The organism is Thiocapsa rosea, assembly GCF_003634315.1.
Lineage (GTDB): Bacteria > Pseudomonadota > Gammaproteobacteria > Chromatiales > Chromatiaceae > Thiocapsa > Thiocapsa rosea.
This window is the reverse complement of record NZ_RBXL01000001.1, coordinates 3606281-3620761: the sequence shown is the minus strand read 5'-3', so window position 1 is coordinate 3620761 and position 14481 is coordinate 3606281. Positions and strand designations below refer to the sequence as shown.

The 14481-nt window shown below is 65.8% G+C and carries 13 protein-coding genes; 4 read left to right on the top strand and 9 right to left on the bottom strand.

Annotated features, from left to right (window positions below):
* Positions 1 to 2: 2 nt before the first annotated feature.
* The 4 genes from BDD21_RS16275 (at position 3) to BDD21_RS16260 (ending at position 5431) form a co-directional block, all read left to right on the top strand.
* Positions 3 to 1046 (top strand): VWA domain-containing protein, encoded by a 1044-nt coding sequence (locus tag BDD21_RS16275; protein WP_120798033.1) that lies wholly within the window; start codon positions 3 to 5, stop codon positions 1044 to 1046.
* Entirely contained in the window at positions 1039 to 2070 is a 1032-nt protein-coding gene (locus BDD21_RS16270) for a VWA domain-containing protein (protein ID WP_120798032.1), read from the top strand. Before BDD21_RS16275 ends, BDD21_RS16270 begins: the two co-directional genes overlap by 8 nt.
* Complete coding sequence (locus BDD21_RS16265) at positions 2067 to 3644, top strand: tetratricopeptide repeat protein (protein WP_120798031.1); 1578 nt, start codon at positions 2067 to 2069, stop codon at positions 3642 to 3644. The genes BDD21_RS16270 and BDD21_RS16265 overlap by 4 nt, the downstream gene beginning before the upstream one ends.
* A gap of 68 nt (positions 3645 to 3712) precedes the next feature.
* Complete coding sequence (locus BDD21_RS16260) at positions 3713 to 5431, top strand: BatD family protein (protein ID WP_170164783.1); 1719 nt, start codon at positions 3713 to 3715, stop codon at positions 5429 to 5431.
* A 209-nt stretch (positions 5432 to 5640) separates the two neighbouring features.
* On the opposite strand, the gene BDD21_RS16255 is transcribed toward BDD21_RS16260, so the two are convergent.
* The 9 genes from BDD21_RS16255 to BDD21_RS16215 all read right to left on the bottom strand — a co-directional run bounded on the left by BDD21_RS16255 (position 5641) and on the right by BDD21_RS16215 (position 14471).
* Positions 5641 to 6300: an ABC transporter ATP-binding protein gene (locus tag BDD21_RS16255; protein WP_245969931.1), complete on the bottom strand. Its 660-nt coding sequence runs from the start codon at positions 6298 to 6300 to the stop codon at positions 5641 to 5643.
* A gap of 313 nt (positions 6301 to 6613) precedes the next feature.
* Positions 6614 to 7543, bottom strand: coding sequence for a YihY/virulence factor BrkB family protein (locus BDD21_RS16250; protein WP_245969647.1), 930 nt, complete (start codon positions 7541 to 7543; stop codon positions 6614 to 6616).
* Positions 7540 to 7788: a DUF481 domain-containing protein gene (locus tag BDD21_RS16245; RefSeq protein WP_245969645.1), complete on the bottom strand. Its 249-nt coding sequence runs from the start codon at positions 7786 to 7788 to the stop codon at positions 7540 to 7542. Before BDD21_RS16245 ends, BDD21_RS16250 begins: the two co-directional genes overlap by 4 nt.
* A 189-nt stretch (positions 7789 to 7977) precedes the next feature.
* Positions 7978 to 9831: a V-type ATP synthase subunit A gene (locus BDD21_RS16240; protein WP_120798027.1), complete on the bottom strand. Its 1854-nt coding sequence runs from the start codon at positions 9829 to 9831 to the stop codon at positions 7978 to 7980.
* A 326-nt stretch (positions 9832 to 10157) separates the two neighbouring features.
* Entirely contained in the window at positions 10158 to 10871 is a 714-nt protein-coding gene (locus BDD21_RS16235; protein WP_120798026.1) for a DUF2764 family protein, read from the bottom strand.
* A 15-nt stretch (positions 10872 to 10886) separates the two neighbouring features.
* Positions 10887 to 11624 (bottom strand): hypothetical protein, encoded by a 738-nt coding sequence (locus BDD21_RS16230; RefSeq protein WP_120798025.1) that lies wholly within the window; start codon positions 11622 to 11624, stop codon positions 10887 to 10889.
* Positions 11621 to 12067: an ATP synthase subunit C gene (locus BDD21_RS16225; protein WP_120798024.1), complete on the bottom strand. Its 447-nt coding sequence runs from the start codon at positions 12065 to 12067 to the stop codon at positions 11621 to 11623. Before BDD21_RS16225 ends, BDD21_RS16230 begins: the two co-directional genes overlap by 4 nt.
* Complete coding sequence (locus tag BDD21_RS16220) at positions 12064 to 13869, bottom strand: V-type ATP synthase subunit I (RefSeq protein WP_120798023.1); 1806 nt, start codon at positions 13867 to 13869, stop codon at positions 12064 to 12066. The genes BDD21_RS16225 and BDD21_RS16220 overlap by 4 nt, the downstream gene beginning before the upstream one ends.
* On the bottom strand, positions 13866 to 14471 hold the full coding sequence (locus BDD21_RS16215) for a V-type ATP synthase subunit D (RefSeq protein ID WP_120798022.1): 606 nt from the start codon (positions 14469 to 14471) through the stop codon (positions 13866 to 13868). The genes BDD21_RS16220 and BDD21_RS16215 overlap by 4 nt, the downstream gene beginning before the upstream one ends.
* Positions 14472 to 14481 lie beyond the last annotated feature (10 nt).

The following is a 14481-nucleotide window of genomic DNA, read 5'->3' as shown; positions in this document are numbered from 1 at the left end:
CCATGTTTGAGTTTCATTGGCCCTGGGCCGCACTCCTCTTTCCGTTGCCGCTCCTCCTGCCTTGGCTTTGGCCCGAGCGCGGACAGGATCCAAACGCGGCGACGCTCGAAGGTCAGCGTGTCACCTTGCTGCACCCGCAGATCGCCGCACTCCAAGCCGCCTTTACGGCGCGACGCCCCGGTCTGCAGCTCACCGGCTGGCTCTATCGGGCCTTGCTCTATCTGCTCTGGATTGCGCTGGTCTTTGCGCTGATGCGCCCTCAGTGGCTGACGCCCTACACCGAGATCAGCACGCCGGGTTACGACGTCATGATCACGGTCGATGCCTCGCACTCGATGGAGGCGCTGGATTTCACGGTCGAGGGCCGTCCGGTCAACCGCATGAGTGTGGTGCGCGGGGTCATGGGCCGCTTTATCGAGGGTCGCAGCGGCGATCGCGTCGGTTTGGTGGTCTTCGGCAGCCAGGCGTTCGTGCTCTCGCCCCTAAGCCTGGACCGACTGGCCGTGCGTCAGCTCCTCGACGGGATCGTCCCGAGCATTGCCGGCCCGGCGACCGCGCTGGGCGACGCCATCGCGCTCGGTGTGGTCAAGCTGCGCGAGCGTCCCGAGGGGTCGCGGGTCATGATCGTGATCGCCGACGGGGACAACAATGCCGGACGTTTCGCACCGAGCGAGGCGGCAATGGTGGCCCGACAGAACGGCGTGCGCGTCTACGTGATCGGCGTCGGCAGCAAGCAGGCGAGCATCCCGATCCTCGAAGAGGGCGTGGTGCGGTATCGCGACGATCTGACGATGGACGAAGGCGCCCTCGAGGAGATCGCGGAGCTGACCGGCGGGGCCTATTTCCGCGCGACCGACACCCGCGCGCTCGAGGAGATCTCGGCGCGCATCGACCAGCTCGAGAAGACCGAAGCGGAGACCCGCACCGCCTACCTGCCTCAGCCGCTCTACCGCTGGCCGCTCGGACTCGCCCTGCTCGCGCTGCTCGGCCTCGGTCTCTTCCCCGAAGGTCGCAAGCGCTTCGTCGGGAGGACCGCAGGTGTTTGACGGCGGCTTTCACTTCGAGCAACCACTCTGGTTTCTCGGCCTCTTGGCCGTGCTCCCGGTCGCCTACTGGCTCAAGCGCAGCGCCGCGCGCGCGGCCGAAGGCCCGCTGCACCGCTATGCCGATCCGCATCTGCTGCCGCACCTGACCGGGACGCGCGATCTGCGCACCACCGAGCGCTGGGGCCGCTATTTGAGCTGGGCGCTCTTGTGGGCGCTCGTCCTCACAGCGATGGCCGGCCCGCGCTGGGACGCTACCGACGTCCGGCTCTTCCATCCAGGAAACAACCTGTTGATCCTGCTCGACATCTCGCGTTCCATGCAGGTTACCGACGTCACTCCGAACCGCCTCGGACGCGCCCGCCACGAGATCAGCGATCTGATTCGCAAGAACCGCGAGGCGCGTCTTGGCCTGATCGTCTTCGCCACCGTGCCGCACGTCATCTCGCCGATCACCGAAGACACCCAGACGATCCTGAACGCCCTGCCCGCTCTCTCGAGCGACCTTGCCGACCCGAGCCTGCAGGGCAGCCGTGTGGGCGCGGCGCTCATGCGCGCCGAGCTGCTCCTGGCGGGTCTCCCCGAGGACAGCGCACGCTCGATCCTCTTGATCTCGGACGGCGACTTCGAGGAGCCCGACCTCCCCGAGCAGTTCGCGGTGCTGGCATCTCGAGGGATTCGCATCCACACGCTGGGCATCGGAACGGCCGAGGGTGGTTTGGTGCCGGGACCGGCCGGCGGATTCATCCGAGACCTCAGCGGCGAGCCGATCCGCTCCTCGCTCGATTCAGCACTCTTGGCACGTCTGGCGGACGCCGGGGCCGGCATCCATCGGATTGCCGACTATCGTGATGCCGACTCGGACGCCATCCTGCGTGCCGTCTCGGTCTCGCGCCTGCCGCCGCAATCGAGCGACGAGCGCACCCGGGTGTGGAACGAGCGCTATTGGATCCCGGTCGTTCTCGTCATGTTGCTTCTGCTGAGCCGGTTCCGCGCGCCGATTCGGCGGCGGAGGACGTCCTCATGAGCACCACGCCGATCCTGCGCCACGGTGTTTTTTCGCGCTCCGCCGCAGTCCTCCTCATGCTCGCCTTCTGCCTGCCGTATCCAGCGTTCGCCGGATGGTTCAAGACCTCCGAGCAGGAGGCATTGGAAACCTATCAGGCCGGCGATTTCGACGCCGCCGCCAAGTCATTCTCCGATCCCTATCGGCAAGGCGTCGCGCTCTACCGAGCGGGGCGGCTCGACGAGGCCGAACACGCCTTCGGCGAGGCCGAGCACGGCAAGGAAAGCCAATCGGCCCGCTACAACCTCGGCAACACCCGCTTCAAGCGCGGCGACTATGCGGGCGCCGCGACGGCTTACGAATCGGTCCTGCGCGAGGATCCGAGCCACACGGATGCGGCCCATAATCTTGCCGTCACCCGAGCCGCTTTGGCGAGGCTCGAGCAGGAGCAGTTTCGGGACGCCTCGGAGCAAGAGGATGGTGAGGATCCGACACAGAGCACCGAAGAACGGGATCAGGCATCACAAGAAGAGCAACAGGAGCAGCAAACGTCGCAGCAGCAGTCCGAGGATGAGCAGACATCAGAAGACGACCAGCAGCAGGGGGAGCAGCAACAGCAAGCCGAACAACAAGAAGGCTCGGAGCAGCAACAAGAATCCGAAGGCGAGGACTCCGGCGACGAGCAAGGCGAGGACAGCGGCTCTCAGGATCAATCCTCCGACGGCTCGGGCCAGCAAAGCGCGTCGCAAACCGAGGGTGAAGGCGACGAGGCCGGTCAAGGGCAAGGCAGCGACACATCCGAACCCAACGATGGCGAGGCGCAGGGTGACTCCAGCGACGCACGCGGCGCGGATGAATCGGATCGGACCGGCACGGCAGCGGACAGCGTAACCGACTCGGATACCGGCGAGTCCGATCAAACCGAGAGCGACAGCGATCGAGGCGACGCCGGAGACCGGACTACGCCCAAGGGCACCTCCGGCGAGGACAACTCCGAGTCCAAGCCATCGACTGCCCCCTCCGCGACACTGCAAGAGGACGAGTCCGCCGACGGCGAGGAGGCTCCGACGCAAGCACCGCGGGACAAATCACCCCGAGATGAAACATCCGGAGACGAAGCGAAGGACGGGCGTGACCCGAGTCGCGGCGAGCCCGAATCACCCGACGACAACGGCAAGGAGCCGGATTCAGCAGAGCCGGATAGCGCAGACGCCCCGGGCTCGGACCCGAGCCAGCCCGACCGCGAAGACGGTGGCACCGACGACGCCACCGGCCGGACACCCCGTCCGGGGCCGCCCGCTCCGGCAGAGGTGAAACCACCCGAGACGCTCGGCACCGAGGCCCAACCCGAGGCTGCAGAGCGTTTCGATCAACTCGGCGACCGGCCCGGCGATCAATTAGGCGAAGATGCGACGGAGGAACGCGGCGCAATCGACGGCTCACCCGCCCTGGGTGCAGGCATGGCCGTGATGGAGCAGCGGCTCAAGCAGGTGGAGGGCGACCCGTCACTCTTGATCCGCAATCAGTATCGCCTCGAGGAGCTGCGTTGGATGCAGACGACGGGTGCGCCCATCCTGGAGAATCGGCCGTGGTGATACGCACCGATCGCCCGCGGTGTCCGACCAGGCTATCCGGTCTGATGATTCCGGGGCCGGGTCCGTCAATGGTCCTGATCCTGGGGTTCATGCTGGGGTTGTTCGGACAAGCGGCGAGCGCCTGGCCCTACGGTCATCCGGGACAACAGTCCTTCCAGCCGCAGGGACCCTACGGCCAACCCCCGCCGCAGGCCGGAGCCTGGCAGTTCCGCCCCCAGCCCCCGACCCATGCGCAAGGCACCCCGCCGGCCTATCCGCAGGCTGCTCCACCGGCCTATCCTCCGGGCCAGATGCCGGCACCCGGTTATGGTCAGTTCCCGGGCCAAATGCCAGGGCAGATGCCGGGGCAATATCCGGGGCACTATCCGGGGCACTATGGGGCCCAACCGCAAGCATCGCCGCCTCGGCTCGAAGCGACGCTCGGCGAGCCGGAGCCCTATGTGCAGCAACCCCTGCTGCTGCGTCTTCGGCTGATCACCTCGGAGAACCCCGGCGAAGCGACACTCGCTCTTCCGGCGACCGGTGACGCACTCATCCAGCGTCTGGACGGACCGACGCCGGAATCCCGCGCTGCCGAGGGAGGCCGACGCGAGATCGTCAACACCTTCATCTTGACCCTGATCCCTTTGCGGCCGGGCGCTATCGAGATTCCACCCATCAAGGTGACGGGAACCGTTCGACGCCCCGGCGGCGGCATGCAGCGCTTCGAGTCGGTGACCGACCGCCCGATTCGCCTTCAGGTTCGACCGGCCATGAGCGCGGTGACGCCCTGGTTGCCCTTGAGATCATTAAGTCTCAAGGCCGACATCGATCGCGAAACCACTTTGGTCCCCGGGCAGCCCGTCACGCTGGCGTTGGAGCTTGTCGCCACGGGAGGCACGGCGGCTCAGTTGCCGAGCCTGGAAGACCAGCTCGCCGGACCGGATCACCGCGTCTATCGCGAGCAAGTGCTCACGGAAAGCGGTCTCTCGGCGGACCGCCGTGATTTGGTCGCACGCCGGACCGAGTACTACACCCTGGTCCCTCAATCCGCCGGTCGACTGACCCTTCCCGAGATCGGTGTCGCCTGGTGGAACACCGACTCGGGCACCCGAAAGGTCACGAGTCTGCCGATGCGCACCTTGAGCATCGGCGGAGAGAGCGGCCCCTTCGGCATGCCCTCCTCCGTCATGACCGCGGAGGACTGGGGCCTCGTCTGGCTCCCGCTGACGGGGCTTCTGCTGCTGATCGCGGGGTATTGGGGCGGCGTCTTCTATGCCACCAAACCGCAGTCGACAGATCGAGCGCGAGTCCGGCCCGCGGCAGGGCTGATCGTCGGACTCCGAGGATTCGGTTCCATGATCGTCAACCGCTGGAGTCGCCTCACCCGTCGCCTGCGACCCGAACCGCTGGTCGCGCGCATGCACGCCGCCGTGGCCGCAGCACTCCCGCCGAGCAGCCGATTCCTGATGTGCGTGCGCCACGCCAATCGCGCATCGGACCCCGTCGACTGGTGCGACCGCTTCGAAGCGGATGCCCGCAGCCGGCTGCGCTTCCAAGGCGAGGCGACTCAGCCCAACCTCACCCGACTCATCCTGAGCTTACGTCCGCACGCGGACCCGGCAACCTTGACCCGGCTGATGCAGGAGCTGGACGCCGCGCTCTACGGCCGACAGGATCTCGACTTCTCGCGATGGAAGCGCGACTTCATACGGCAGGTCGGCCGCGGCGCGGGGCTTCGCCCGCGCAAGAGTCGCGTATCGCGAATCAAACGCGCTGCATTACCGGCCCTCAACCCCGGTCGTTGAGCCGCCGCGGCGGCGATAGCCAATCGCTGCACTGGCGGTGCAAATGCGGGTATCTACGCAGGGTGCAAGGCGCAGAATCAGCGAAAATCACACCCCAAAAAAAGAACATCTAAAACGCATCGAAGCCGACAATCGTTGATCGGCACGGGCCCGAGATCGGCTCCAGCCCCGCATACACGAGGGGATGCGTTTTAGATCAGCGGTTTAGATCACCAATCCAACTCGACGGGATCCCTGCGACTCGCGTTGACCTGAACCTCCTGCACGCGTCCATCGGCCAAGCGAATCACGCGGTCGGCCATGTCGGCGATCACTGCGTTGTGTGTGATGACGGCCGTGGTCGTGCCGAGATCCCGGTTGATCTGCTGGATGACCTGCAAGACGCGGATACCTGTCTTGGAGTCCAAGGCGCCGGTGGGCTCGTCGCAGAGCAGCACGGTCGGCCGCTTGGCGACAGCGCGGGCGATGGCCACGCGCTGTTGCTCGCCGCCGGAGAGTTGGGAGGGGAAGTGGTCCAGACGGTCTTCGAGCCCGACCAGGGCAAGGGCGTCTTCCGGGGTCATGGGATCGGGGCTGATCTCGGTGACGATGGCGACGTTCTCGCGGGCGGTTAGGCTGGAGATGAGGTTGTAGAACTGGAAGACGAAGCCGACGTGCTGCCGGCGGAAGGCGGTCAAGGCTTTGTCGTCGGCCCGTGTCAGGTCTTGGTCGAGATAGCGGACCTGGCCGCCGGACGCGCGGTCGAGTCCGCCGAGGATATTCAGCAAGGTGGATTTGCCCGAACCCGATGCCCCGAGCATGACCACCAGCTCGCCGGCATAAAGCGCGATGTCGACGCCGCGCAGGGCTTGGATCTCGACCTCGCCCATGACGTAGGTTTTGACCAGGCTCTCGACCGCAAAGACGATCCGCTCGGGCGCGCGCGGGTCGGAGGTTCGAGTCGCATCACCGGACGCGGATTGGGTCTGTGCCATATCGACTCGCGGTTGCGCTTAAACCGCGCCCGGTGCGGTATGTGTCATTTGCAGGAATGGCTTCGCCGTGCCAGCTCCGACGACCGTCGGCGCTGGCGCGGTTTAAGATATTAAAAAATATATCATTTTGAACCGCGTCGGCTTAGGGTTGTGGATGCACCAAACGTCGAACTCACTCGAAAATGACGCATATCGCTCTGCACGCGGTTCAAGGCGATTGCCGAACGAATTCCTGCGTAACCCTGACCGCCGATTTACGGGGGACGACGGGCTTGCCGCGCGCATGGAGATGGATGCGCGTGAAGGCCGCGCCAAGCAAGAAAATCAGCGCCGAGAAATAGACCCAGAACAGGACGACCACCAGTGAGGCCGCCGCACCGAAGGTTGTCACCTTCGCGGTGTGTGCGAGAAACAGGGTCATGCCGTAGCGCCCGATTGCGAACATCAGCGCGGTGACGATAGCGCCGATCATCACGTCCCGCCAGGAGAGGATCACGTCCGGCAGCACCTTGAACAGGGTTGCGATGAAGGCCGTCGCGATCAGCAGCGCGATCGCCGATTGACCGCCGATCCACAACAGCTCCAGGCCCGGCAACGACAGGTCCAGGTACGGCGCGATCGCGCTCAGCGCTGTGCTGATCACGCTGTAGAGCAACAACGCCAGGCCGATCAAAAGCACCACGAACAAGGCCAGGATTCGCGTCATGGCCATGCGCAACAAACCGCTGCTTTCGGGGTTGGGTCTGACACCCCAGATGGTGTTGAGCGAGAAGCGCAACTGGGTGAAGACCGTGGTTGCACCGACCACGACAGCACCGATCCCGAGTAAGGTCGGCATCAAGCCCGTCGTCTCCACCCGCGACATCAAGACCGCGTGCTCGATCGCTTGAGCCGCGCCGACCCCGATGGCGTCCTGCAGCCGGGCGGCAATCTCGCCTTGGGCCGCACTCTCCCCCAGCACCAGGCCCAAGACCGCGGCGACGATGACGACGGTGGGTGCGAGGGAGAACAGCGTAAAGAAGGCCAAGGCGCCGGCATGGCTAAAGGCGTTGTGCTCGAGCCAAAGCTTGCCGGCATCCAGGGCGAGCTGGAATCCCTCGATCGATCTCGGTGCGACAGGCTTCGGGTCTTGCGTCATTGCCATTGATATCCGAGTTTGAGGAGCAGCGTGGTATCGGTGGTGAGAGCCTGATCGGACGGCCTGCTGTCGTATACGATCTGATATTCCATGGCGCCGACGAACCCTCCGTCCAAGGTTACGCTCACCCCGGTCCAGGTGAACAAGAGATCTTGGCCGGTACCGTTGACGGCGGTGAAACTCAGTTGACGATGGTAGAGCGCGATGCGGTTGTTCCAGAGGCGCTGTTCGTAACCGAGGCTCAACCCCGGCCCCCAATGCTTCTCCAGATCACCGTCGCGATTGAAGAAGGACGAGGGATAATCGCTGCGCTGATAGCAGGCACGCAGAACCCCGGTCTCCTTTTAATACCTTAAACCGCGTCGCCGCTAAGGGCCGTGGATGCACCGAGCGTCGAACTCACGCGAAAGTGAGCATCTCGCTCTGGACGCGGTTTAGGTCGTCATTGCGTCGATCTCGGCGAGCAGACGCGCGTAGTCCGGCGACTCGGGCGCGGCGTAGTGGAAGTTCTTGAAGAGCCCGGTCAGCTTGTTGAAGTGGTGTCGCACCGCGGTCTTGTCCTCGAAGCTGCGCTCTTGCTCGACGATGCCCCAGACGCGATCGAAGGTAAGCTTTTGGCGATCCATGGGGACCGAGCCGTCGACATCGTCGAAGGCGTCCTGCTGAAGGAAGACCATGTCGAGGAAGAGCGCCTTTTGATAGACGACATAGTCGTCGGTCGTGATGCCTTCTTCGCCCGTCACCTGCATCATCTGCTGAACACTGTCGCCGCGTACCAGCAGATCCTTCAGGGCCTTGACACGCTCGGTCCAGGTCGGGTCCAGGTTGCGGGCGTACCAATCGGACAACTGCTCGAGGTAGCGCGACCAGGAGATCAACGGATCGATCGCCGGGTAAAAGCGGCGGTACGCACGGTCGTAGGAGAGCCCGAGGAAGCTCTTGACCGTGCTGAGTGTCCCCTGCGTGACGGGTTCCTCGAAGTTGCCGCCGGCCGGGGAGACGGTGCCGATCATGGTCAGGCTGCCCAGGCCGCCGTCGGCGCTGCGGATCAGGCCGGCGCGCTCGTAGACGCTGCGGATCGCCGATTCCAGATAGGCCGGAAAGGCCTCCTCGCCCGGGATCTCTTCCAGACGCCCCGAGGTCTCGCGCATCGCCTGCGCCCAGCGCGAGGTCGAGTCCGCCAGGAGCAGGACGTGATAGCCCATTTGGCGGTAATACTCGCCGATGGTGATGCCGGTGTAGATCGACGCCTCGCGCGCCGCCACCGGCATGGACGAGGTGTTGCAGATGATGATGGTGCGGTCCATCAGCGAGCCGCCGGTCGCCGGGTCCTTGATACGCGGGAATTCCTGGATGGTCTCCACGACCTCGCCCGCGCGCTCGCCGCAGGCGACCACCAGAACGATATCCACCGCCGCATGCTTGGCCAGCGAATGCTGCAGGACGGTCTTGCCGGCACCGAAGGGGCCGGGGATACAGGCGGTCCCGCCGCGCGCGACCGGGAAGAAGGTGTCGATGGTGCGCATCGTCGTGATCATCGGCTCGTTCGGGTAAAGCCTCTCGGTCGTGCGGGCGCGGAGCATGTGCTCGGTCAGCGGGCGGCGGACCGGCCAGCGCTGGGTCAGGTCGACCGAGTGCTCCTCGCCCCCGGTATCGCGGATGCGCGCGACCGGGGTGTCGAGCGTCACGCTCCCTTCCTGGATCCAGGTGACCTCGACCTCGCCCTCCTGATCGAACGGCACCATGATCTTGTGCGTGAAGCGGCCCTCGGCAACCGTACCGAGCAGACCGCCGGACCCCAGGCGCGCGCCTTGCGACACGGCGGGGACAAAGGACCATTTCCGCTCTCGGTCCAGCGGATCGAGATCCACCCCGCGCGGCAAAAAGATGCCGTGCTCGATGGCGATCTTGTCGAGCGGACTTTGCAGACCGTCGTAGACCTGGCCGAGCAAGCCCGGGCCGAGAACGACCGACAACATCTCGCCGGTCTGCTCCACCGGGTCGCCGATGGTGATGCCGCGCGTGTCTTCGAACACCTGGACGTCTGCGGTATAGCCACGCACCCTCAGGACCTCGGCCTTGAGCCGTTCCTGGCGTCCATCGGGGGGTACCCGGCCCGGCAGGATGAGGACCACCTCGTTCTTCATCAGGGAGCGACGGGTCCCGTTTTCCCACCCGGCCTCGATGGTCACCAGGCTCTCCTGAACCGCCACGACGCGAGCGAGTGCATCGGCCTGCGCGGGAGGCGCGGGTGGAGCCGGCGGTGCGGGCGAGTCGTCGTCGCGCATCTTGGCGAGGTCCTGTGTCGGGGAGGCGCCTTCGGAGGCACGCGGCCGTTCCTCGTGCCTGGGCTTGCCTCGGGTCGTGTGTCTTGCCATGAATAGATCCAGTAGGGCGCCGACGTCGGGCCAGCGGTCGACAGGTTTAAACCGCGTCTAGAGTGACATGCGTCATTCTCATTTTGCGTTCGGCTTTGGAGATGTCCTCGACCTCGGTGGGACGCGGTTTAAAATGATTTATTTTTTAACCTCTTAAACCGCGCCAGCTCCAGCGGTCGTCACGTCTGCCGCGGCCGATCCCATCCAAAAACATCGCATACCGCACCGGGCGCGGTTTAAGTGCGTTCCGGTCGGGGAGCGGCGGCGGACGGCCGCAAGCTCTTCTCGACCCCCGCCATCGCCTGCTCGACCAGCTCGTCGAAGCGTCGCGCTGCCTCCGCGCCGTCGTACGTCGTCCAGCGCGCGATCATGTCCCAGCGCAGGACGTAGATGACGACGGCCTCGAAATCGAGATAGTGCCCGTCGCTGCAGCTCTCCAAGTGGTTCCAGACCGCACCGAGCAGCAGACGCTCGAGATCGACGGTGGCGCCGCGACGCAGCAGACGCTCGGCCTCGGGCAACCAGGGAATGGCGCGCTCGAGACCGAAGGCGGGCTCGTTCCAGTGCTGCATGATCCGGCCCACCCAGCGGCCGAAGCCCCAGCGGCGGTCGCGCGGCGCGGACTCGCCGCGGTGCCGCCGCCGCAGGGCGGCGACCAGGGTGCGCATCTCGAGACGCCAGGTCACCAGATCCCGGATAAAGGGATTCGTGATCCCGTCGATGACCTGTTTGGCGCGGACCACGGCTTGGGCGTCGGTCCGGTCGGGTTCTTGTTGAGCCCATTCGAGCAGCCGCCTGGCGTGACGCAGACAGTCCGCCTCGACCGGATCCAGCAAGGCCAGACGCTGGTTCAGTCGGATGCGCGACAAGGGGGTCTGCTTGGCACCGAAGAGCGGGCCGTGATAAGGCAGCGAGCTTAAGAGCATCGCGTAACGGTCGGAGTGCGCCACGGTCGCCTCGGCCCTTTACTTCACCATGCCTTCGAGGATCGCCCGAAAGCGCGGCTGAAGATGCGCGAGCAGGGTGGCGGCGACCGTCTCGTCGGTCAGGTCGATGTGCACGTCCTTGCCCTTGAGTGCGAGCCGGATGCCCTTGCCTTCGGTGCCGGCGGCGACCCCGAAGGTCACGCCCTCGGCCAGGATGTTTCCCGCCAAGGAGAGCACGAAGTGCGACAAGGATCCTTCGCGCAGCTCCAGCGGGTTGCGGCGAAGCTCGTCCGGACTCACCAGCGCCTTGGGCAACTGGATCTCGACGTCCTGTCCGGCGTCGACCCCGGCCTCCGCGCGCGCCTTGGCGGCCACTTCCAGGATCAAGCGCTCGAGGAATGCCTCCTGCTCGATCTTGGCGGCAATCAGCCGTTTGACCTCGTCGCTGAAACGATCGGCAAGGTCGGCCTTGAGCCGCAGCACGGTGTCGCGCATGGCGATCCGCAGCGCCTCTTCGCCGCCCTTGCGCAGCGCATCGACTTCCTGTTGGGCCGCCTCGCGGACGGCCTTGGCCCGATTCTCGGCATCGCGAACGATGCGGGCGGCCTCGCGCCGTGCCTCCGCCTCGATCCGCTGCGCCTCGGCGTGACCGACCTGCACACCCTCGTCGCGCAGTCGCTCGATCAGCGCCTCGACCCCGGACGATGCCAGGTTCTTGAGTGCGCCCTTGTCTTCTGTGGTCATGGTGTCGCGCCCCTCGCTGCTCGTGCGGCTCATCCGGGGATCCCGCCGGCCAACACCAGCGCGAACACGAAGGCGAACACCGCAAAGCCCTCGACGATGGCGGCCGGAGCCAACGACAGACCGAAGATCTCGGGCTTGGTCTTGCTGGCATGGATCGCCGAGGCGCACGCCTGACCCTGACGCATCGCCGAGAAGAGCAGCGCGAGACCCGAGAGCAGACCGATGCCGAAGAGCGCCGGTGCGGTCACGGGCGTGACGTCGCGCTGCAGGCTGAACATGATGACGATGCCGTAGATGACCTGCGAGGAGGGCATCACCGAGACGCCGATGTAACGTCCGTAGCCGGAATCCGTGTCCACCATCGCCCCGATCGCCGCCTGCCCGGCCACGGAGCAGCCGATGACGCTGCCGATCGCACCCAGGGCCATGGGGGAGAAGAGCCCGGCCCAGCCCAGCGCAACCACAAGTTCATTCATTCGCGCAACTCCGTTCGTTTAAAGGGTTTGAAGGGGTAGCCTTCGCCGGCCAGCGCCCAGTTGTAGAATTCGATGAAGTTCAGGCGCAGCCCGTGGACCACGCCGCTCATGAGCGCGAGCAGCAGATTGAGCGTGTGACCGGCCAAGAGGATGAGGATGGCGAGCAGCAGCCCCAGACCGGGTAGCTCGGTCGCGACATCGCGGGCCAAGCCGTTGAAGGTCATCGCCATCGAGGCGGAAGCCAGGCCGAGCGCGAAGAGCCGCAGATAAGACAGCACGTCCCCGAACACCTGCGTCACCCGCACCAGGTTGCTCAAGCCATCGAAGCCGCGCAGGGCGAGCGCCTTGACACCGTCCACGCGGCGATCGCTGCCCAGGAGCAGGACGACGCCGAGCCCGATGCCCATCAGGATCTGCGCCGAGAGGATCATCCAGTCGGGCGCGCCGGCATCCCCCGCGATCCAGAGCGTAAAGCCGCCGAGCATCACCGCGATCCAGCCGATCGCCACACGCCCCGCGGCGCGGCCGCGTTGGGCGCCCGCCATCTCGAGATTGGCGAGGATCAGGTGGACCACGCCGATTCCGACTGACAGCCGCATCATGACCTCGAAATCGTTGATATCCAGCAGATGCAGCTGTCCCGGGAGACTGTCCGGCCGGGGCGCGAAACCGAAATAGCTGCCGACCAGGACACCCCAAACTAAGGATGTCCCGACCAGCGCCGTAGCCAGGATGCGCAGGCGCCCGCCGAGCGCGCTGGTGCCGATCTTGCGCCAATAGGCCAGCAGCAGGACGCCCAGGAGGGCGGCATAACCGGCATCGGAAAGGATCATCGCGAAGAAGGCCGCGAAGGAGAAAAACAGCACGCGCGAGGGATCCCAGGCGTCGTAGGCCGGCATCTGGTAGAAGGCCACCAGGTCCTGGCCGGCGGCGATGGGGCCGGGATTGTCGAGCAGGGTCGGCGGTGCGTCGTGCGGTAAGGGCTCTTCCATCAGGAGCGCCAGGCCCTGTTGCTCGGCGAACGCCTGGACCGGCGCGACCGCGTCCTCGGGCGCCCAGCCCTGCACCAGAAAGAGCGACTCCTCGTCGCGCGTCTGTGCCTGTGCGTGACGAAGTTGGGCCTCGTCCTCGGCTTGGGCGAGATGTGTCGAGAGGAGATAGATCCAGCGCGTCAGGGCAACGTGCTCGGCCTGGATCTCTTCGAGCTCCAGCTCGGCGGTTTCGAGACGGCGGCGGACCTCGGTCAGACTCAGGGCCCCGGCCAGGGTGCGCGGCACCGGCAGGGCGTCGCGGGGCGGCTCGTCCGGGTGGATCACCACGACCCAGGATTGACGGTTGTCGCGATGCACCACCTGCCAAGGCAGCTCGAGCGTTGCGAGCTGCGCCATCTGGCGCTGCGGCACGATGTAGAACCAAAACTTGCGACCGGCCAGATCCTGCCTGGGCGGCAGGGCGAAATCGCCCCAGGGCTCGAGCTCCGCAATGCGCTCGACCAGGGCGTCGCGGCGGTCGCTCGTGTCGCGCAGGCGTTGCTGATTCTCCAGCACGGCGGCGATGGTGCCGGGCAGATCGAAGCCCGCCGGATCGCGCACCTGACGACGCTTCTCGCGCATATCCTGCAGATACCGCAGCGCCTGCAGCGCCTCGACCGCGTGGCTGGCCGGCTCCTTCTCGGGCTCCCTCGGTGCGGGTCGCAACGGGATCAGATGCAGACAGCCAAGCGTCTGGAGCCGCTCGAGCACGCGGTCCTTGTCCGTTGCAAGACCGGCCAGGGTCAGGCGCGTCAGGCGTTGGATGCTCATGCCGAGGCCTCTCTGAGTCGTTTGCCCTTCGCGATCTTCGAGCGCACGATCGCCGCGCGCTCGCTGTCCGAGAGGTGGACGCGAATCCGCTTGATGTTCTCGCGTGTGCGCGGGATCAACACCTTGTCGAACAGATTCACCCGCTGCGTCACCTTGCGCACCGCTTCATCGAGCAAGACGAGACGCCGATCGTGCAGCGCGAGTTGCGCTTGGAGCGTCAGCATCTCGGAGAGTGCGTCGACCAAGATGTCCACCCAGTGGGGTTTGCTCAAGAGGCCGTAGTCGCGCTTGACGAGGTCGAGCCCTTCGAGCACGGGCAGTCGCGTGCCGAGGAGATTTTCCTCGCCGAGGCGGGCGCCGCGCACCTGCACCAGGCCGGACAGGTCGATCTCGCGATTGGCGAGCATGGGTAGATTCTCCGTCACCTGCTGGCGCAGCGCCGCGATCTTGCGACGGGTCTCCCCCTGCGCCAGGACCTCTTTGGCGCGCTCGGTCATGATCTGTTTGCGCTTCAGATCGAGCGAGGGCAGATAGCGCTCGTAGGTCTGCAGCGCGCGGTTCTGCTTGGCCAACGAGGACTTGCTGAGACTGACGCGTGACATGCGAATGGCT

Coding starts and splice junctions, on each gene's coding strand:
- BDD21_RS16275 (WP_120798033.1), top strand. CDS start 3: ATGTTTGAGTTTCATTGGCCCTGGGCCGCACTCCTCTTTCCGTTGCCG.
- BDD21_RS16265 (WP_120798031.1), top strand. CDS start 2,067: ATGAGCACCACGCCGATCCTGCGCCACGGTGTTTTTTCGCGCTCCGCC.
- BDD21_RS16260 (WP_170164783.1), top strand. CDS start 3,713: ATGGTCCTGATCCTGGGGTTCATGCTGGGGTTGTTCGGACAAGCGGCG.
- BDD21_RS16255 (WP_245969931.1), bottom strand. CDS start 6,300: ATGGGCGAGGTCGAGATCCAAGCCCTGCGCGGCGTCGACATCGCGCTT.
- BDD21_RS16250 (WP_245969647.1), bottom strand. CDS start 7,543: ATGACGCAAGACCCGAAGCCTGTCGCACCGAGATCGATCGAGGGATTC.
- BDD21_RS16240 (WP_120798027.1), bottom strand. CDS start 9,831: ATGCGCGACGACGACTCGCCCGCACCGCCGGCTCCACCCGCGCCTCCC.
- BDD21_RS16230 (WP_120798025.1), bottom strand. CDS start 11,624: ATGAGCCGCACGAGCAGCGAGGGGCGCGACACCATGACCACAGAAGAC.
- BDD21_RS16225 (WP_120798024.1), bottom strand. CDS start 12,067: ATGAATGAACTTGTGGTTGCGCTGGGCTGGGCCGGGCTCTTCTCCCCC.
- BDD21_RS16220 (WP_120798023.1), bottom strand. CDS start 13,869: ATGAGCATCCAACGCCTGACGCGCCTGACCCTGGCCGGTCTTGCAACG.
- BDD21_RS16215 (WP_120798022.1), bottom strand. CDS start 14,471: ATGTCACGCGTCAGTCTCAGCAAGTCCTCGTTGGCCAAGCAGAACCGC.